Below are 18,178 nucleotides of genomic sequence, written 5' to 3' on the forward strand. Positions count from 1 at the left end.
TTATAGGGAGTAATTACGAAGTGACAAGGGGAAATTTCAAAAAACTTTTCATTCGCTCAACTTTGCATCATCGGGGTGATTTAACGCGCTATTTGCTGGTCATTTGCGCAATTTCCCGTGCAAATCTGCCTACCTGCTGCCAGTCGGTATAGACCACTTCTTTACTGACATCGGTCTCGCCGCCGGTCATCTTCATAATAAGACGAATCATAAAGCGATCGTACCAGCGATAGCGTGGATAGCGGAGCGCACCGGCAAACACCGCGCAATGCTGGGGCTGCCAGGGCGAGTTGAGCAGAAACTTGCGCGTGTAGCTATTAGTTTGCGGCGTTCGTTTTTCTGGCTTACGCGCCACGAGGTTAACCGAGAAAAAAGCCCCCGGCAGTGCCTGTAGCGATTGAAGATGCGTTTTTACAAACCGTTCCAGCGCTGGATGAAAATGACCGTAGCGGATTGATGCGCCTATCACAACGCGATCGTATAAAGGCCACTCCACCTCGTTAGTGCGGTTGAGATCAACCGTGTCCGAATCGATCCCCTGCTCTTTTAGTTCAGAGGCCAAAAACGAGGCGATCTCGCGCGTCTGTCCGTCGCGGGTGGAAAAGAGAATCAAAGTTTTCACAGGCACTCCTGTTATTCGCGCCAGAAAGTCGGAGTAAATAGCACCAGTAAGGTGAACACTTCCAGACGACCAAACAGCATATTAGCAATCAAGATCCATTTCGCGACAGGGTTCATCGTGGCAAAGTTATCCGCCACTACGCCCAGTCCCGGTCCAAGGTTGTTCAGCGTGGCGACGACTGAAGCAAAGGCCGAGAAATCATCCACGCCGGTAGCAATTATCGCCAGCATACTGATGATAAACACCAGCGCATACGCGGAGAAGAATCCCCAGACGGCTTCGAGGATACGCTCCGGCAGTGCACGGTTTCCCAGTTTAATACTGTAGACCGCATTAGGGTGTACCAGACGTTTAAGCTCGCGGTTGCCTTGCTTAAAAAGCAGCAGGATACGGATAACCTTTAGTCCACCGCCGGTGGACCCGGCGCAGCCGCCGATGAAAGCCGAACAGAGGAGGAGCACCGGCAAAAATAGCGGCCAGCGCGCAATACTGTCGGTCGTGAAGCCCGCCGTTGTCGCCATCGACACCACCTGGAAAAACGCCTGGTTGACCGTCATTAACGCCGAGCTATAGACGTCATGCAGCCACAGTACAAGGGTGCATACCACCACCAGCGTAAACTGCACGCCGATAAACATACGGAATTCAGGGTCTCGCCAGTACACTTTCAGGCTGCGCCCGCTAAGTAATGAAAAGTGCAGGCCGTAGTTACAGCCAGAAATCAGCAGGAAAACCGCAATAATGGAGTTAATTGTTGGGCTATTAAAGTAACCCACGCTGGCATCATGGGTGGAGAACCCGCCAATTGCGATAGTAGAGAAGCTATGGCCGATGGCGTCAAATGCCGGCATCCCGGCAAACCACAGGGCCAGCGCGCAGGCCACCGTCAGCAGGACATAAATAAGCCACAGCGTTTTTGCTGTCTCTGCAATCCGCGGCCGCATCTTGTTGTCTTTCAGCGGTCCGGGCATTTCAGCCCGATACAGCTGCATCCCCCCGACGCCCAGTATCGGCAGTATCGCTACCGCCAGAACGATGATCCCCATCCCGCCAAACCACTGCAGCATCTGCCGGTAGAAAAGAATAGCATGGGGTAACGAATCGAGCCCCACCAGCGTGGTTGCCCCCGTCGTTGTCAGACCGGAGAAAGATTCAAAGAATGCATCCGTCACCGTCAGGTTCGGCTGCTCCGCAAAGATAAACGGCAATGCCCCCACGCTACCCAGCACGGTCCAGAAGAGAACCACAATCAGAAATCCTTCCCGGGATTTCAGTTCTCCCTTCTCACGACGATTAGGCCACCACAGCAGCGAACCGATGGCCAGGGCAACGAAAAAGGTCTGGGTAAACGCCCGCCCCGCACCATCACGATATATCAGAGCTATTAATCCCGGAAGGATCATCGTCCCCGAAAACAAAATGACCAACAGTCCAACGATTCGGGTTATCGCGCGAAAATGCATCTCTGGCGCTTCCTTTGATATGCAAAAAAATCAGGTGGGGATTATTCGTCAATCTTCAGTAATTGCAACGAACCGCGACTAAAATCAGCCAGCTTTGCTGAAAATAGCGCCACTTCAGCCTGGGGAAGCGCCACGCGCAGCTGAACAGACGCCTGATATTCGCTTTCGACAATTTTTCCTGAGAACTGAGCCAACAGCGTTTCAATCCCGGCCAACTGCCCGTATTCACACTGCAAAGTATATGCGGTGAGCGGCGTCTTGCGCTGTGTTGTGAGCTGCGCTAGCGCCTGATGTACACCGCCGCCATACGCTTTCACCAGGCCGCCGGTGCCCAGCAGAATACCACCGTAGTAGCGCACGACGACAGCGGTTATCTCGCCGACGCCGCTGCCCATCAGCTGCGCCAGCATTGGTTTCCCCGCCGTTCCCGCCGGTTCGCCATCGTCGGAAAAACCCAGCTGCTGAGAATCATTTGGCGGCCCTGCAACCCACGCCACGCAGTGATGACGCGCATCCGGGTGATCCGCCCTGACTGACTCGACAAACGCCTTTGCCGCCGCTACGCCATCGGTATGGGCCAACAGCGTAATAAAGCGGCTCTTTTTGATCTCTTCAACGACGGTGACCGGCTCGGCCGGTATCAACCAGCTTTCCATTACGCCAGTTTCAGATCGCGCGTCATATTTTCGATGCTGTTTTCGTGGATCACGACGTTGTCTTCGATACGGATACCGCCAAAGGGTTTCAGCGCTTCAATTTTCTGCCAGTTAAAGTGTTTGCTGAACTGTCCTTCGCGCCACGGTGCCAGCAGCGATTCGATAAAGTAGATACCCGGCTCGATCGTCAACACCATGCGCGGCTGCAGAACGCGCGTGCAGCGCAGGTAAGGATATTTTGCCGGCGCGGCCTGGTGGGTACCGGTATCATCCTGCATAAAACCGGCAACGTCATGAACCTGCAGACCTAAGGGGTGGCCAATACCGTGCGGCATAAATGGTCCGGTCAGGTCATTTTCCACCATCGCTTCTTCGCTCATGTCTTTGACTATCTGATGTTTACGCAGCAGTTTGGCGATGCGCTGATGAAACTGGACATGATAATCCACGTAGCTCACGCCCGCCTTCATGGTGCTAATCAGCGCCAGCTGTTCATCATTAACGTCTTTAATCAAGTGAGCATAGTCATTATCGCCATGCGCCGCCCAGGTACGGGTCAGGTCGGCTGCATAGCCGTTGTATTCCGCGCCCGCATCCAGCAGGAAGCTACGCATCTCTGCAGGCGCACGATGATCAAGCTTTGTGTAATGCAGTACGGAGGCATGCTCGTTCAGCGCCACAATATTGCTGTACGGCACATCAGTGTCGCGATGGCCGGTCGCGGTCAGATAGGCCTGGTTGATATCAAACTCGCTCATCCCGGAGAGGAAAGCTTCATGAGCAGCCTGATGACCGTTAACCGCCGACTTCTGCGCTTCACGCATACAGGCCAGCTCATAGTCAGTTTTATAAGAGCGATAGTAGTGCAGATAATCTATCGCCCCTTTCGGGTTGATTTTATCCGCCGCAATATCCAGCCCCAGCGCACGTTCCGGTACCGGTCCGATATAAGCGATATTGCCACGCGCGGCAGGCAGCTGGCTGCCGATACCATCCGCTTTCGGCAGGGCGATCACCTCCACCTCTTCGGTCCAGAATGACGTCGGCAACGGTTCTACGTTATGCCAGTAATCAACCGGCAGATAGAACCACAGCTTTGGTTTGTTGACGCCGTCCACCAGCAGCCAGCAGTTCGGAACCTGCGTAACCGGTACCCAGGCTTTGAACTGTGGGTTGACCTTAAATGGATACGGATGATCGTCAAGAAAGACGTTGACCAGTTCACCGGAGTGAATCAACAGGGCATCCAGCTTAAAGCGGGCCAGAACATCGCGGGTGCGTTCTTGTAAGGTAACGATATGATTTTTATAGAGACCGGCCAGGGATTCCATCTTTTATCCTTTGATTTTATTGGATCGTGAATCTTCGCATCTTAGCACATTGGCTCCAGACGGGGTGATCTCTAGCGGGTGTGATCCGACCAGCATTTATTTAAAGACTTATTTGCATTTTCTTAACATAAATTCCACACTCCGTTGCATCTGGTACGACCAGATCATATTGCTGGATTCAGGAGACTGACATGCTCTACAAAGGCGACACCCTGTACCTCGACTGGCGGGAAGACGGCATTGCCGAACTGGTATTCGATGCCCCCGGCTCGGTCAATAAGCTTGATACCGCAACCGTAGCCAGCCTCGGTGAAGCGCTGGACGTGCTCGAAAAACAAAAAGATCTGCAAGGGCTACTGCTGCGCTCTGAGAAAGCAGCCTTTATCGTCGGTGCGGATATCACTGAATTTCTTTCCCTGTTCCTGGTTCCGCAAGAACAGTTAAGCCAGTGGCTGCATTTCGCCAATAGCGTATTTAATCGCCTGGAAGATTTACCGGTTCCCACTATTTCCGCCGTCAACGGCTATGCGCTGGGCGGCGGCTGCGAATGCGTGCTGGCGACCGATTATCGCCTGGCGACGCCGGATTTGCGCATTGGCCTGCCGGAAACGAAGCTGGGTATCATGCCGGGCTTTGGCGGCTCGGTGCGGATGCCGCGGATGCTTGGCGCGGACAGCGCGCTGGAAATCATTGCCGCAGGTAAAGACGTTGGCGCCGAACAGGCCTTAAAAATCGGCCTCGTCGATGGCGTGGTTAAACATGAAAAACTGCTCGATGGCGCGATAGCAATTCTGCGTCAGGCCATTAAAGGTGACCTGGACTGGAAGGCGAAGCGCCAGCCGAAGCTGGAGCCTCTTCACCTGAGTAAAATTGAAGCCGCGATGAGTTTTACCATCGCCAAAGGCATGGTGGCGCAAACCGCCGGGAAACACTACCCTGCGCCCATTACTGCCGTTAAAACCATTGAAGCCGCCGCCCGCTTTGGCCGCGAAGAAGCCTTGAATCTGGAAAACAAAAGTTTTGTCCCGCTGGCGCATACCAACGAGGCGCGGGCGCTGGTAGGTATCTTCCTTAACGATCAATACGTTAAAGCGAAAGCGAAGAAGCTGACTAAAGATACCGACACGCCAAAACACGCGGCCGTACTGGGCGCGGGGATTATGGGCGGCGGCATTGCATACCAATCGGCATGGAAAGGCGTGCCGGTAGTCATGAAAGATATCAACGACAAATCGCTGACGCTCGGCATGACCGAAGCGGCCAAATTGCTGAATAAACAGCTTGAGCGCGGCAAAATCGACGGCCTCAAAATGGCTGGCGTTATTTCCACTATTCAGCCAACCCTGGATTACGCCGGCTTTGAGCGCGTGGACGTCGTGGTCGAAGCCGTTGTTGAGAATCCGAAAGTGAAAAAAGCGGTGCTGGCGGAAACGGAAGACAAAGTCCGTCCGGATACCGTGCTGGCATCGAATACCTCCACCATTCCCATCAGCGAGTTGGCCAGCGTACTGAAGCGCCCGGAAAACTTCTGCGGAATGCACTTCTTTAATCCGGTGCACCGGATGCCGCTGGTCGAGATTATTCGCGGTGAAAAAAGCTCGGACGAAACCATTGCGAAAGTGGTCGCCTGGGCCAGCAAAATGGGTAAAACGCCAATTGTGGTCAACGACTGCCCCGGTTTCTTTGTTAACCGCGTGCTGTTCCCCTACTTCGCCGGTTTCAGCCAGCTGCTGCGCGACGGCGCAGACTTCCGCAAAGTCGACAAAGTGATGGAAAAGCAGTTTGGCTGGCCGATGGGCCCGGCCTATCTGCTGGACGTCGTTGGCATTGATACCGCGCATCACGCGCAGGCAGTCATGGCGGCGGGCTTCCCGCAGCGGATGCAGAAAGATTATCGCGATGCGATCGATGCGCTGTTCGACGCTAACCGTTTCGGCCAGAAAAATGGCCTCGGCTTCTGGCGCTACAAAGAAGACAGCAAAGGTAAGCCAAAGAAGGAAGAGGATGCCGCAGTCGATAGCCTGCTGGTGGAACTCAGCCAGCCGAAGCGTGATTTCAGCGATGAAGAGATTATCGCCCGCATGATGATCCCGATGGTCAACGAAGTGGTGCGTTGTCTTGAAGAGGGCATTATCGCCAGCCCGGCGGAAGCCGATATGGCGCTAGTCTATGGTCTCGGCTTCCCTCCGTTCCACGGCGGCGCGTTCCGCTGGCTGGATACCCTCGGTAGCGCAAAATATCTCGATATGGCGCAGCAGTATCAGCATCTCGGTCCGCTGTATGACGTGCCGGAAGGATTGCGCAGCAAAGCGCGTCATAACGAACCGTACTATCCCCCGGTTGAGCCTGCCCGTGCGCCAGGCGAGCTGAAAACGGCTTAAGGAGTCACAATGGAACAGGTTGTCATTGTCGATGCAGTTCGTACCCCGATGGGCCGTTCGAAGGGCGGCGCCTTTCGCCATGTGCGCGCGGAAGATCTCTCCGCGCACCTGATGCGTAGCCTGCTTTCACGTAATCCATCCCTTGAAGCAAGCGCCATTGATGATATTTACTGGGGATGCGTTCAGCAGACCCTTGAACAGGGTTTCAATATTGCCCGCAACGCGGCGCTGCTGGCAGAAATCCCGCATTCCGTGCCCGCCAACACGGTCAATCGACTGTGCGGTTCTTCCATGCAGGCGCTTCACGATGCGGCCCGCATGATCATGACCGGCGATGCCAGCGTATGCCTGATTGGCGGCGTAGAACATATGGGCCACGTCCCGATGAGCCACGGTGTGGATTTCCACCCGGGCCTGAGCCGGAACGTCGCTAAAGCCGCCGGGATGATGGGGCTGACCGCAGAAATGCTGGCGCGCCTGCACGGTATCAGCCGGGAAATGCAGGATCAGTTTGCAGCCCGCTCCCACGCCCGCGCCTGGGCCGCGACGCAATCTGGCGCATTCAAAACGGAGATTGTTCCGACCGGCGGTCACGACGCCGACGGCGTACTGAAGTCATACAGCTATGATGAAGTGATTCGCCCGGAGACGACGGTAGAAGCGCTGGCTGCGCTGAGGCCCGCGTTCGATCCCGTCACCGGTACCGTAACGGCGGGTACCTCTTCTGCCCTCTCCGATGGCGCCGCAGCCATGCTGTTAATGAGCGAAAGCCGCGCCCGCGAGCTGGGCTTGAAGCCTCGCGCTCGCGTGCGTTCGATGGCCGTCGTCGGCTGCGACCCGTCAATAATGGGCTACGGCCCGGTTCCCGCGTCAAAGCTGGCGCTGAAAAAAGCCGGGCTCACCACCAGCGATATCGATGTGTTCGAGATGAACGAAGCTTTTGCCGCGCAGATCCTGCCGTGCATTAAAGATCTGGGACTGATGGAACAGATCGACGAGAAGATCAATCTCAACGGCGGCGCGATCGCCCTGGGCCATCCGCTCGGCTGTTCAGGCGCGCGCATCAGCACCACGCTCATCAACCAGATGGAGCGCAAAGATGCGCAGTTCGGCCTGGCGACGATGTGTATTGGTTTAGGTCAGGGGATCGCGACGGTATTCGAGCGGGTTTAAGCAAAGAGTTAATTCCCTGAATCATTCGCGCGGCATCGCGGCGGCAACCGAGCAAATCCCCGGGAGCATAGATAACTCTGTGACCGGGGTGAGCGAGCGCAGCCAACAAAAAGGCAGCGTGAATGATAACGGGGAGAAGGTTTAGTTGCCGTTCTTCCCGCCTGTCAGGGGCGGGTTTTTTATTTCCGCTATTCAGCTATTATCACCGGATACGTCACGTTGACTAAGGATAATAACGACTTATGAAAACACTCCCTTTCATACTTCTGCTCACCGCATTCTCTGGCGCTGCTCTTGCCAGCGAACAGGATAACGCTCAGGCATGCCTCTCATGGGGAATCAATAAAATGGCGCAGAATCCGGAAAGCGAGCGGCTCAAGGACCTGACCATCACCAATATTAATACCGAACGCTATGATGAGAAGATAGGCAGCCAACATATCGCGACGCAGTTAGCCGCCACGCTGGAAAAAGAAGGGAACCCCGTAGGGAAAATGCTCTGTTTGCTGGAAAACGATCGACCGCTGTACGTTTACTTTAGCGATGCGCGCTAGAACAGCATCCGGACCAACGCCCGGATGCCTTCACAGCGGCAATCAGATAAAGGCAAACGCGTCGCCAAACAGACGCTCTTCGCGGGCGCCGCGCTCGTTGCAGAACAGATCGCGGGCAATTTTAGCCATCTCGAAGCGACCTGCAATATAGATATCATGATCGCCCAGCGTACCGTAATCCTGCAGGACCGCGGTGAGTACGGTTCCGGTACGGCCACGCCACTCAGCGTCAGGCTGCTCAACCACGGGCTCGATGCGTAAGCCCGGATGCTGCACGCTTAATGCTTCCAGTTCCGCCAGATCATAGAGATGCTTCGCTTCGCGTCCGCCCCAATAGATAGCGATATCGCGGTTTGGATTGCGCGCCAGCGCGGTAAGCAAAATCGAACGCACGTAAGAGAAGCCCGTTCCCCCAGCGATTAAAATCAGCGGGCGTTCTTCGTCATCACGCAGCCAGGCTTCGCCATGCGGCAGATCGACCTCGATTTCACGCTCTTTCAGGATCCGATCCATCACTGCCATCGCATACAGATTAAGTTCAGATGCACCGATATGCAGTTCGATAAACTCCTGTTCCGACGGCGTAGAAGCCATGGAGAATGGGCGCTTATCGCGTTCGTCCATCACGACCATCAGATACTGACCAGCCCGGAAAGAAAACGCCGCTTCCGGCACTAATCGAACGCGATACACAGTATCGGTAATCGCCTCCACCGAGGTCACTTTACAGCTTAAGGTTGTCATGCGTCCCCTCTGTCGGGTCTATTGTGCAAAACAGCGGCGTAGCCCCGCTTACTGTTATTTGAAGATGGCCAGTTCATCCCAGATGGCGTCAACGCGCGCCGTCACCTCGGGATCTTTCTTAATCGGACGACCCCACTCGCGCTGGGTCTCACCGGGCCATTTATTTGTGGCATCCAGCCCCATTTTTGAACCCAAACCGGAAACCGGTGAGGCAAAATCCAGATAATCAATTGGCGTATTTTCTACCATTACCGTATCACGCGCCGGGTCCATACGGGTAGTAATCGCCCAAATCACATCATTCCAGTCACGCGCGTTGACATCATCATCGCAGACGATAACAAACTTGGTATACATGAACTGACGGAGGAAGGACCAGACTCCCATCATGACGCGTTTCGCGTGACCGGCGTACTGCTTCTTCATCGTGACCACCGCCAGGCGATAGGAGCAGCCTTCAGGTGGTAAATAGAAATCCACAATCTCAGGAAACTGCTTTTGCAGAATAGGGACGAAGACTTCGTTCAGCGCAACGCCCAGTACCGCGGGTTCGTCCGGCGGACGTCCGGTGTAGGTCGAATGGTAGATAGCGTCTTCACGCTGAGTAATATGGGTAACGGTAAAGACCGGGAAATTATCCACTTCATTGTAGTAGCCCGTATGATCGCCATACGGCCCTTCCGGCGCCATTTCACCGACTTCAATATACCCTTCCAGCACAATCTCTGCGCTGGCGGGCACCTCCAGATCGTTAGAGATGCACTTCACGACTTCGGTTTTCGTACCGCGCAGCAGCCCGGCAAATGCATACTCGGAGAGGGTGTCGGGAACCGGAGTCACCGCCCCGAGAATGGTTGCCGGATCGGCACCCAGCGCAACGGAGACCGGGAAACGCTCGCCAGGACGCGCTGCGCACCACTCCTGGAAATCCAGCGCGCCGCCGCGGTGCGATAGCCAGCGCATAATCAGCTTGTTCTTGCCAATCAGCTGCTGGCGATAAATGCCCAGATTTTGCCGCTCTTTATGCGGGCCGCGCGTCACCGTCAGGCCCCAGGTGATCAGCGGTGCGGCATCTTCCGGCCAGCAGGTCATGATCGGGATGCGGCCCAGATCGACATCATCGCCCTGAATAATTTTTTGCTGGCATGGCGCCCCGCGCAGACGCTTAGTCGGCATATTCAGCACCTGCTTGAACTGCGGCAGCTTATCAAACAGATCGCGGAAACCTTTTGGTGGTTCCGGCTCTTTCAGGAATGCCAGGAGCTTACCCACTTCGCGCAGAGAACTGACATCCTCCTGCCCCATCCCCAGCGCAACTCGCCGCGGCGTGCCGAAAAGATTACACAGCACCGGCATCGCGTAGCCTTTAGGATTTTCAAATAGCAGGGCCGGACCGCCAGCGCGCAAGGTGCGGTCGGCAATTTCGGTAATTTCCAGATGAGGATCGACCGGCAGGGAAATCCGTTTCAATTCCCCCTGCTGCTCCAGTAATGTCAGAAATTCGCGTAGATCGTGGTATTTCATGGAGTTGTTATTGACCTCTATACAGGCGGCTGATTATACGGCGTTCGCCGGAGCTATGCTGTATTTTTGTTAAATTAGCGTGAAAGAACGCTGAAATTTAGCTTTCAACTGCAATGATTTCGCGATCGCCCCGGCCTTTTGTTATGCTTGCTGCTAGTAGAGTGGAAAGAGTCATTATGCAAGCCTGGTATTTACTTTATTGCAAACGTGGGCAGCTTGAGCGCGCCCAGGAACATCTCGAGCGGCAGGCCGTCAATTGCCTGATGCCAACGATCGAACTGGAAAAAATCGTCCGCGGTAAACGCACGACGGTCAGCGAACCCCTGTTCCCAAACTATCTGTTTATCGAGTTTGACCCGGAAGTGATTCATACCACCACCATCAGCGCAACGCGCGGCGTGAACAGCTTTGTGCGTTTCGGCGCGCTGCCCGCGATCGTGCCGTCTGCGGTTATTCATCAGCTCTCCATCTACAAACCGGAAGGTATTACCGACCCGGAAACGCCGCATGAAGGCGACAGCGTGCTGATCACCGATGGCGCCTTTGAGGGTCTCCAGGCTATCTTTACCGAACCGGACGGCGAAGCCCGCTCTATGCTGCTGCTGAATCTGCTTAACAAGCAGGTATTACAAAGCGTCAAAAATACTGACTTTTATAAAATCTGACGGCGTCTAAAAACGCACGCCAAAGAGCCTTCTGACGTTAGCATCGGTAATCTCTTCCAGCCACGGCGCTTCTTCTCCGCGCCACTCCGCGATACGAGACAGAATATGCGGCAGATATGCAGGCTCATTGCGGCGGGAAGCGGGTTTTGGCTGCATATCCCGCGGCAGCAGATACGGCGCATCGGTCTCAATCAGCAGGCGATCGGCCGGGATATCGGCCAGGAGAGTCCGCAGCTCCAGCCCCCGACGCTCATCGCATACCCAGCCGGTAATGCCAATAAATAATCCCAGCTCCACGCATTCGCGCATCTCTTCGCGGCTACCGGTAAAGCAATGCACCACGGCCCCCGGAAGCTTATCAAGCCACGGGGTTAGCAGGGCCAGGAAACGGTCGTGCGCATCGCGGCAGTGCAAAAATACCGGCATCGACAGTTCCGCAGCCAGCGCCAGCTGGGCGCTAAACGCCGCCTCTTGCTCCTGAGGCGTTGAAAAGTTGCGGTTGAAATCCAGCCCGCATTCGCCAATCGCAACGACCTCTGACTCGCGGGCCAGCTCGTAGACCGCTGCCGCGGCCGATTCCGTCCAGCTGCGGCTGTCGTGGGGATGAACACCGGCCGTTGACCAGCATCCGGAATAACCATGCGCCAGCTGCTGCGCCTGCGCGCTTTCATGAAGGTTGGTCCCCGTCAACAGCATTCCTGTGACTCCCGCCGCCCGGGCTCGGGCAATAACCTCGTCCCGATCGCGGGAAAACTGCGAGCTGGTCAGATTCACGCCGATATCAAACATCATCACCCCCATACGGCAACCGCCCTGACGGGCGGTTGCGCTTTATTCTTCTTTGCCCTGCGCCTCTTCGGCTGCGGCATCCTCGTCACGCGTCAGGCGCTTACCGGTATAGAACCGCGCGAAGAAGACCCCGACTTCAAACAGGCAGTACATCGGAATCGCCAGCAGCGTTTGCGAGAACACATCCGGCGGCGTCAGCAGCATCCCAACGACAAATGCGCCAACCAGAACATAGGGGCGTTTCTTACGCAGGTCTTCCGGCGTGGTGACGCCCATCCAGCACAGCAGGACGATGGCCACGGGAACCTCAAATGAGACGCCAAAGGCGATAAACAACGCCATCACAAAGTCGAGGTAGCTGCGAATATCGGTCGAGACCTGTACGCCTTCCGGCGCCGCATGGGTCAGAAAACCAAACGCCAGCGGGAAAACAACAAAGTAGGCAAAAGCCATGCCGATATAGAACAGCAACGTACTGGAGACCAGCAGCGGCATAACCAATCGACGTTCGTGCTTATACAGCGCTGGCGCCACAAAGGCCCAAACCTGATACAAAATGACCGGCACCGACAAAATTATCGATACCATGAAGGTCAGCTTGATCGGCGTGAAGAAAGGCGAGGCCACATCCGTTGCGATCATGGTCGCGCCAACCGGCATCTGCCGAATAAGCGGCGCAGAAACCAGCTGATAGATATCATTGGCGAAATAAACCAACGCCAGGAAAATGACCAGAATCGCAAGAATGCTGTTGATTAAGCGCTTGCGCAGCTCAATCAGATGCGTAATTAGCGGTTGAGTATCGTCTACGCCCATTTTTACTGTTTATCACTCGATACGGGGGAGGAGGAATCGGAAGCCGCCACGGCAACTTTTACTTTCTCTGCCGGGATTTCACTCTGCGAAACGGGGAGCTCTTCAGACACGGGTTCAGGTACGTGCTCAGGCGCGCTGGCCTGATGTTCAGCCGTTGCTGGCGTCACGTCCTTGCGCTGCTCTTCACTCCCTTTTACAACCGGGTTATGAATCGTATTGGCTTCGTCGCTGGCTTTTTCAGGATCGTGGGCGGAATAGGATCGCTTCATAGATTCAGCCGCTTCTCGCAGCTCATCCATAGATGCTTTTAGCTCAGGCGTCAGGTTATCCAGACTGGCCTTTTCCACCTTCTTAAGGCTTTCCTGAAACTCCTGCAGTTTTAATTCCTGGGTTATTTCATTTTGTACGGTAGCCGCCAGCGACCGCAGCGTACGGATCCAGCTGACTACCGTTTTTACCGCTACCGGTAGTCGCTGTGGCCCCAAAACGATGAGGCCAATCACGAATACCAGCAGAAGTTCACTAAAACCGATATCGAACACGAATTACACCTGCTCTTTGTCGTGGCGTTTAGTCTCGTCTTTTTTTGCGTCATCCGGCTTATCAGCAAGGGTTTTTGCCGCGAAATCTGCATCCGGCGCGGATTTTTCCGGTTTATCGTCGTCGCTCATGGCCTTTTTAAAACCTTTGATCGACGCCCCCAAATCGGAACCGAGCGAGCTCAGCTTTTTTGTCCCAAAAAGCAGAACCACAATGACGACAACAATGAGTAACTGCCAAATACTGATACCACCCATACACATTCCCCTATGACAGATGATGAATTAATAGGACGCATTATACACGTTATGCGCAGTGATAAAGGCGACTGCCGTCAGTTCGTCTTACGCCAGCCGATAAGCCAGGTTACGACGCCAGCGGCCATCAGCCAGCCGGGCATCATGCCCCACTCAGGGCGGTGGATGAACAGCAGCGTACCACTCAGTAATAAAACCGCGCCTATACCAAACAGATAACGGGACTGCCCCTGGCGCACGTGCCGCACCTGGATGTCGCGCACGATGGTATCGACGCTATTCTGTAACTGCTTGCTTTGCTGCAGGCTCTGATACACCAGCTCAGGTATTTCCGGCATTCTCTCAATCCAGAACGGCGCCTTCTCTTTAAAAGCCCGCACCAGAGCCGGAATGCCCACCTGATCTTTAATCCACGACTCAAGGAACGGTTTCGCCGTTTTCCACAAGTCTAACTGAGGATAGAGCTGGCGACCTACTCCTTCTACGTAAAGTAATGTCTTCTGCAGCAGAACCAGCTGCGGCTGCACTTCCATATTGAAACGTCGCGCCGTGTTAAACAGGTTCAACAACACATGGCCAAACGAGATTTCCGCCAGCGGTTTTTCAAAAATAGGCTCGCAGACGGTACGAATGGCAAATTCGAACTCTTCGACGTTGGTATCTGCGGGAACCCAGCCGGAATCAACGTGCAGTTCCGCAACCTTACGGTAGTCGCGATTAAAGAAGGCAATAAAGTTTTCCGCCAGATAGCGTTTATCTTCTTTGTTCAGCGAGCCGACGATACCGCAGTCTATACCAATATACTGCGGGTCTTCCGGGTGGTTACGACTGACGAAAATGTTGCCCGGATGCATGTCGGCATGGAAGAAGCTGTCGCGGAAAACCTGAGTAAAGAAGACCTGCACGCCGCGCTCAGCCAGCAGCTGCATGTTGGTCCCCTGCGCTTCCAGCGCGGCGACGTCGGAAACCGGGATCCCGTAAATCCGCTCCATCACCATCATGCCTTCACTGCAGTAGTCCGAGTAAACTTCCGGGACATAAAGCATCGGGCTATCTTCAAAGTTGCGCCGCAGCTGAATAGCGTTAGCCGATTCACGCAGCAGGTTGAGCTCATCCAGCAGCGTTTTTTCGTATTCACGCACCACTTCCTGCGGGCGCAGGCGACGACCGTCCGGTAACAGACGAGGCACCCAGCGGGCAAGGCGGTAGATGAGCTTCATATCCGCTTTGATAACCGGCACGATATCCGGGCGGATCACTTTAATGACCACTTCTTTGCCGTTCTCTTTCAAGCGCGCGGTATGCACCTGGGCAATAGAAGCGGAAGCAAGCGGTTCAACAGAGAAATCATCAAACCAGGCTTCTATCGGCAGGCCGCCCATGGCTTGCTCAATTTGCTTTTTGGCCTGCAGACCATCAAAAGGCGCAACGCGATCCTGCAGCATGGCCAGCTGATCGGCAATGTGGGGAGGAAACAGGTCGCGACGGGTCGAGAGCATCTGGCCAAACTTGATCCACACCGGCCCCAGCTCCTGCAGCGCAAGACGCAGGCGCTCGCCAAGAGGACGTTCTTTATGGCGGTTTGGCATCCAGAACAGCATCCGCCGCCAGATTCGCAGCGGCAGCGTGATACGCATTTTAGGAATGAGCTCATCAAGCCCGTAGCTCAAAAAGGTGTGGACGATGAAATACAGGCGCCGTAATTCTCCTGGCGTCATTTGCCCTCCAGCGTTTCCAGCCGTTTTTCCAGCGCGGCCAGCGCTCGCTCAACGGCTGTGGTTTCTTCAGCAAACCAGGCCAGCTCCAGCGGACCCGGCGCCAGGCGCCACTCTTCGGTAATCGCTTCCGCAACATAGCGCTGCTGGCGCTGAGCACCACGCAGAAGAAAACGAGCACCGCCGCGGAATACTTTACTAAAGCCTTCCGCAACCACATCCCCGGTATACGGGGCGAGCAGTTCAGCCGGATCGAACTCCGCGAGATCGCACAGCGTAACGGTATTTTGTACCACCTGCAGATCGCCCTGCACTTCAAGATCGCCGCTGCGAATCAGCGCGGTAAGCTGCTGGCGATTACGTAGCTGCGGAAGCACGCTCAGGCGAGTACGCACGGTGCAGTCTGCCTCGCCTTCCCACGCCCCCAGCACATCGACCTGGCGCTCGCTAAAAACCAGCACCACGGATTCGGAGAGCTCCTGCAGTTCGACACGCAGCACTTTCCCCAGCAGACGCTGACGGGCAGGTTTCAACGCCCGATCGCGCCAGAGGAAGGTATTCAGAACCGTCTCAAGACCGGCGGTAACCAGTGGTTTGAAAGGCATAGCGTCCCTCCTGTCAGAACTTATAACCGCGGTGTAGCGCAACGATGCCTGCCGTGAGGTTGTAGTAGTCGACGTTTTCAAATCCTGCATCCTGCATCATGCCTTTCAGCGTGTCCTGATCGGGATGCATTCGAATAGATTCAGCAAGATAACGATAGCTTTCGGCGTCTTTCGCAACCAGCTCGCCTACGCGCGGCAGGATATGGAAGGAATAGGCGTCGTAGGCTTTGCTAAGCGGCTCAATAATCGGTTTTGAGAATTCCAGCACCAGCAGACGGCCACCCGGCTTTAATACGCGGTACATAGAGCGCAGCGCTTTTTCTTTATCCGTCACGTTACGCAGACCGAAAGAAATCGTAATGCAGTCAAAGGTGTTGTCCGCAAAAGGTAGCGCTTCGGCGTTCGCCTGGACGTATTCCACGTTGCCGACAATGCCGATATTGCGCAGCTTTTCACGGCCCATTTTCAGCATAGAGTCGTTGATATCCGCCAGCATCACGCGGCCGGTTTCGCCGACCAGGCGAGAAAATTTCGCCGTCAGATCGCCGGTTCCTCCGGCCAGATCCAACACGGTTTGCCCACGGCGGACGCCGCTGCAGTCGATGGTGAAACGCTTCCACAAACGATGAATACCGAACGACATCAGATCGTTCATTACGTCATATTTTGCGGCCACAGAATGAAATACATGCGCCACCATGTCAGCTTTCTGCTCTTTGGCGACAGTCTGAAAGCCAAAATGCGTCGTTTCTTGTGAATCCTCAACCATCTCTATGCCTGCTTACTTATCAAGAAAATGTTCGTTGAGTGTAACAGGTTTAGCGCACTTCCCATACGCTTCAACGCGGCTGGGGAGGGTTCTCATACGCAGCGGCAACGGCCTTATCGGCAGAAAAGTCTTTATCTTCCTGCGCGTTACCGTCATCTGTAAGGAAGTATTCTTCATCCTGCGCGGCTGCCTGTTCGACTAAGTCAGGATTAATCCCACGTTTAACCTCCACCCCCAGCCCGCGAAATGACTCCGCCTGTACCAGCAGGTTACCGCGCCCGGAGGCGAGCTTTTTCATCGCCTGACGGTAGTTATCCTGGGCTTTATCCAGGCTCTGGCCAATGGCCGACATATCGTCAACAAACAGACGCATCTTGTCATACAGCCGCCCCGCTCTTTCGGCAATTTTCTGCGCGTTACGGCTCTGATGTTCATAGCGCCAGAGATTGGCGATGGTCCGCAGCGCCACCAGCAGCGTGGTCGGGCTCACCAGCATGATGTTGTTTTTCAGCGCTTCGCTAATGAGTTCCGGCTGGCGATCGATTGCCAGCAGGAAGGCCGGTTCCACCGGGATAAACATCAGAACATAGTCAAGCGAGCGCAGACCAGGCAACTGCTGATAATCTTTGCGTCCCAGCAGGCGCATATGGTTGCGTACGGAAGCAATATGCTCCTGCAGCGCCGCTTCTCGGGTGTAATCATCGTCAGCGTTGAAGTAACGCTCATAGGCCACCAGGGTCATTTTGGCATCGATGACCACATCCTTTCCCTGCGGCAAACGGACGATCACATCAGGCTGCATCCGCGCGCGGTTTTCCGTTTCGATGCTCACCTGAGTTTGATATTCATGGCCTTCCCGCAGCCCCGATGCTTCCAGTACGCGGGTCAACACCACCTCGCCCCAGTTGCCCTGAGTTTTGTTATCGCCTTTTAGCGCGCGGGTCAGATTTAGCGCTTCCTGGGCCATCTGCGCATTTAGCTGCTGAAGATTGCGGATTTCATGGGCCAGGGTGTGACGCTCCCGCGCTTCCTGGCCAAAGCTATCCTGCACCTGCCGACGAAAGCCATCCAGCTGTTCGCGCAGCGGCGTCAGCAGACCATGCAGGCTCTGGCGGTTCTGCTCATCTACCCGGCGATTACTGTGCTCAAAAATACGGTTCGCCAGATTCTCAAACTGCTCGCTAAGCCGCTGCTCGCTGTTAACCATCTGGCGGATTTTGTCTTCCGCATGCAGCTGAGTGGATTCAAGACGAGTGGTCACTTCGCGGAGGTCAGCTTCCAGCGAGGCGTTGATTTCGCGCAGGCTGCGCAGCTCGTTATTCAGCAGTTCACACTCTTCGCGCCAGTGAGACTCCTGTACCAGCCGTTGGCGGGTGGCGCTCAGCTCAATATCCAGCTCGCGCCGCTCTTCGATGAGATCGGCGCGAATTTGATCGGCGTGCGCTTTGGTCGCCAGCCAGCCGACAATCAGCCCCACGGCCAGCGCCACGACGGCACTAATAATAATTGAGATATCCACAACGCCCCCTGCGGCAACGACTTACGGCACAAAATAGAATTGTGCTGTACAAACG

At 55.1% G+C, this 18,178-nt stretch carries 18 protein-coding genes; 4 read left to right on the top strand and 14 right to left on the bottom strand.

Annotated elements, in window-relative coordinates; genetic code table 11:
* Window positions 1-88 precede the first annotated feature (88 nt).
* The 4 genes from hemG to pepQ are packed head-to-tail and all read right to left on the bottom strand — an operon-like array spanning window position 89 to window position 4,072.
* Window positions 89-622, bottom strand: coding sequence for a menaquinone-dependent protoporphyrinogen IX dehydrogenase (gene hemG, locus IAE27_RS23385; RefSeq protein ID WP_023329109.1), 534 nt, complete (start codon window positions 620-622; stop codon window positions 89-91).
* Window positions 623-633: 11 nt separating this feature from the next.
* Entirely contained in the window at window positions 634-2,085 is a 1,452-nt protein-coding gene (trkH, locus tag IAE27_RS23390; protein WP_004107802.1) for a Trk system potassium transporter TrkH, read from the bottom strand.
* A gap of 41 nt (window positions 2,086-2,126) precedes the next feature.
* Window positions 2,127-2,741: an IMPACT family protein gene (locus IAE27_RS23395; RefSeq protein ID WP_004107800.1), complete on the bottom strand. Its 615-nt coding sequence runs from the start codon at window positions 2,739-2,741 to the stop codon at window positions 2,127-2,129.
* Entirely contained in the window at window positions 2,741-4,072 is a 1,332-nt protein-coding gene (pepQ, locus tag IAE27_RS23400; protein WP_064398925.1) for a Xaa-Pro dipeptidase, read from the bottom strand. Before pepQ ends, IAE27_RS23395 begins: the two co-directional genes overlap by 1 nt.
* A gap of 191 nt (window positions 4,073-4,263) precedes the next feature.
* Between pepQ and fadB the strand changes: the two genes are divergently transcribed.
* From fadB to IAE27_RS23415, 3 genes are all read left to right on the top strand, one after another.
* Window positions 4,264-6,453, top strand: a complete 2,190-nt coding sequence (fadB, locus tag IAE27_RS23405) for a fatty acid oxidation complex subunit alpha FadB (RefSeq protein ID WP_105889485.1) — start codon at window positions 4,264-4,266, stop codon at window positions 6,451-6,453.
* A 9-nt stretch (window positions 6,454-6,462) separates the two neighbouring features.
* Window positions 6,463-7,626 carry an acetyl-CoA C-acyltransferase FadA gene (fadA, locus tag IAE27_RS23410; protein ID WP_017145173.1) on the top strand — a complete coding sequence of 388 codons (1,164 nt, stop codon included), beginning with the start codon at window positions 6,463-6,465 and terminating at the stop codon, window positions 7,624-7,626.
* Between the two features lie 242 nt (window positions 7,627-7,868).
* Window positions 7,869-8,180: a hypothetical protein gene (locus tag IAE27_RS23415; protein WP_004107793.1), complete on the top strand. Its 312-nt coding sequence runs from the start codon at window positions 7,869-7,871 to the stop codon at window positions 8,178-8,180.
* A gap of 42 nt (window positions 8,181-8,222) precedes the next feature.
* Here the strand turns inward: IAE27_RS23415 and fre are convergent, their stop codons facing one another.
* Both fre and ubiD read right to left on the bottom strand, forming a co-directional pair.
* Entirely contained in the window at window positions 8,223-8,924 is a 702-nt protein-coding gene (gene fre, locus IAE27_RS23420) for an NAD(P)H-flavin reductase (RefSeq protein WP_004107791.1), read from the bottom strand.
* Between the two features lie 54 nt (window positions 8,925-8,978).
* Window positions 8,979-10,448: a 4-hydroxy-3-polyprenylbenzoate decarboxylase gene (gene ubiD / locus IAE27_RS23425; RefSeq protein ID WP_004107790.1), complete on the bottom strand. Its 1,470-nt coding sequence runs from the start codon at window positions 10,446-10,448 to the stop codon at window positions 8,979-8,981.
* A 176-nt stretch (window positions 10,449-10,624) separates the two neighbouring features.
* On the opposite strand from ubiD, the gene rfaH reads away from it, so the two are divergent.
* Window positions 10,625-11,113 carry a transcription/translation regulatory transformer protein RfaH gene (gene rfaH, locus IAE27_RS23430; protein WP_004097595.1) on the top strand — a complete coding sequence of 163 codons (489 nt, stop codon included), beginning with the start codon at window positions 10,625-10,627 and terminating at the stop codon, window positions 11,111-11,113.
* A gap of 6 nt (window positions 11,114-11,119) precedes the next feature.
* Here the strand turns inward: rfaH and tatD are convergent, their stop codons facing one another.
* From tatD to rmuC, 8 genes are all read right to left on the bottom strand, one after another.
* Window positions 11,120-11,914 carry a 3'-5' ssDNA/RNA exonuclease TatD gene (tatD, locus tag IAE27_RS23435; RefSeq protein ID WP_162556106.1) on the bottom strand — a complete coding sequence of 265 codons (795 nt, stop codon included), beginning with the start codon at window positions 11,912-11,914 and terminating at the stop codon, window positions 11,120-11,122.
* Window positions 11,915-11,944: 30 nt separating this feature from the next.
* Window positions 11,945-12,718 carry a Sec-independent protein translocase subunit TatC gene (gene tatC / locus IAE27_RS23440; RefSeq protein ID WP_004107787.1) on the bottom strand — a complete coding sequence of 258 codons (774 nt, stop codon included), beginning with the start codon at window positions 12,716-12,718 and terminating at the stop codon, window positions 11,945-11,947.
* 2 nt (window positions 12,719-12,720) lie between these two features.
* Window positions 12,721-13,260, bottom strand: a complete 540-nt coding sequence (gene tatB / locus IAE27_RS23445) for a Sec-independent protein translocase protein TatB (RefSeq protein WP_004107785.1) — start codon at window positions 13,258-13,260, stop codon at window positions 12,721-12,723.
* Window positions 13,261-13,263: 3 nt separating this feature from the next.
* On the bottom strand, window positions 13,264-13,515 hold the full coding sequence (tatA, locus tag IAE27_RS23450; protein ID WP_004107782.1) for a Sec-independent protein translocase subunit TatA: 252 nt from the start codon (window positions 13,513-13,515) through the stop codon (window positions 13,264-13,266).
* A gap of 77 nt (window positions 13,516-13,592) precedes the next feature.
* Entirely contained in the window at window positions 13,593-15,233 is a 1,641-nt protein-coding gene (gene ubiB, locus IAE27_RS23455) for a ubiquinone biosynthesis regulatory protein kinase UbiB (protein WP_064398916.1), read from the bottom strand.
* Window positions 15,230-15,835 (bottom strand): ubiquinone biosynthesis protein UbiJ, encoded by a 606-nt coding sequence (ubiJ, locus tag IAE27_RS23460; RefSeq protein WP_108704331.1) that lies wholly within the window; start codon window positions 15,833-15,835, stop codon window positions 15,230-15,232. Before ubiJ ends, ubiB begins: the two co-directional genes overlap by 4 nt.
* Before the next feature lie 13 nt (window positions 15,836-15,848).
* Window positions 15,849-16,604 carry a bifunctional demethylmenaquinone methyltransferase/2-methoxy-6-polyprenyl-1,4-benzoquinol methylase UbiE gene (gene ubiE / locus IAE27_RS23465; RefSeq protein ID WP_004107776.1) on the bottom strand — a complete coding sequence of 252 codons (756 nt, stop codon included), beginning with the start codon at window positions 16,602-16,604 and terminating at the stop codon, window positions 15,849-15,851.
* 70 nt (window positions 16,605-16,674) lie between these two features.
* Window positions 16,675-18,123, bottom strand: a complete 1,449-nt coding sequence (gene rmuC, locus IAE27_RS23470) for a DNA recombination protein RmuC (RefSeq protein ID WP_115240080.1) — start codon at window positions 18,121-18,123, stop codon at window positions 16,675-16,677.
* Between the last annotated feature and the right edge of the window lie 55 nt (window positions 18,124-18,178).

Source organism: Klebsiella sp. S69 (assembly GCF_016516145.1).
Classification (GTDB): Bacteria; Pseudomonadota; Gammaproteobacteria; order Enterobacterales; family Enterobacteriaceae; genus Klebsiella; species Klebsiella oxytoca.